The organism is Gammaproteobacteria bacterium, from assembly GCA_019911805.1.
GTDB lineage: Bacteria > Pseudomonadota > Gammaproteobacteria > Thiohalobacterales > Thiohalobacteraceae > JAHJQQ01.
In genome coordinates, this window is the sequence record JAIOJV010000080.1 from 1 (window position 1) to 1221 (window position 1221).

1 protein-coding gene is annotated in these 1221 nt (G+C 61.3%); it reads right to left on the reverse strand.

The window, feature by feature from the left end; all coding sequences use genetic code 11:
- Window positions 1-31: 31 nt before the first annotated feature.
- Window positions 32-1221 (reverse strand): elongation factor Tu (gene tuf / locus K8I04_10660; protein ID MBZ0072170.1); only part of this gene is annotated, 1190 nt, incomplete at its 5' end.

The following is a 1221-nucleotide window of genomic DNA, read 5'->3' on the forward strand; positions in this document are numbered from 1 at the left end:
GACTTGTATCTTGCCTCTTGTCTCTTGCATCTTATTCAATGATCTTCGCCACCACGCCGGCGCCGACGGTGCGGCCACCTTCGCGGATCGCAAAACGCAGACCCTCTTCCATCGCGATCGGCGCGATCAGCGACACCGTCATCTTCACGTTGTCACCCGGCATCACCATCTCGATGCCTTCCGGAAGATCACAGGCACCGGTCACGTCCGTCGTACGGAAATAAAACTGCGGACGATAGCCATTGAAGAACGGCGTATGACGACCACCCTCCTCCTTCGACAACACGTACACCTCCGCCTCAAACTTGGTGTGCGGCTTGATCGAACCCGGCTTGCACAGCACCTGGCCGCGCTCCACGTCGTCGCGCTTCGTGCCACGCAGCAACACGCCTACGTTGTCACCCGCCTGACCCTGATCCAGCAACTTGCGGAACATCTCCACACCGGTCACCGTCGTCGAGGTCGTCGCGCGGATGCCCACGATCTCCACCGTGTCACCCACCTTCACAATGCCGCGCTCGATGCGTCCGGTCACCACCGTGCCACGACCCGAGATCGAGAACACGTCTTCGATCGGCATCAGAAACGCACCGTCGATGGCACGCTCCGGCTCCGGAATCCAGCTGTCCAGCGCCGCAATCAACTTCTCGATCGACGGCACGCCGATGTCCGAGGTGTCGCCTTCCAGCGCCTTCAGCGCCGAACCCACGACGATCGGGGTGTCGTCACCCGGGAAATCATACGAGGACAACAGGTCGCGAACCTCCAGATCCACCAGCTCCAGAAGCTCCGGATCGTCGACCATGTCCGCCTTGTTCAGATACACCACGATGTACGGCACACCCACCTGGCGCGCCAGCAGAATGTGCTCACGCGTCTGCGGCATCGGGCCGTCCGCCGCCGAACACACCAGAATCGCTCCGTCCATCTGCGCCGCACCCGTGATCATGTTCTTCACGTAGTCCGCGTGCCCCGGGCAGTCCACGTGCGCGTAGTGGCGCGCGTCCGACTCGTATTCCACGTGCGACGTCGAAATCGTGATGCCGCGCGCCTTCTCCTCCGGCGCATTGTCGATCTGGTCGTAACCCCTCGACTCACCACCAAACTTCTTCGCCTGCACCACCGTCAGCGCCGCCGTCAGCGTCGTCTTGCCATGGTCAACGTGACCAATCGTTCCCACGTTTACGTGCGGCTTCGTACGTTCAAATTTTCCCTTGGACA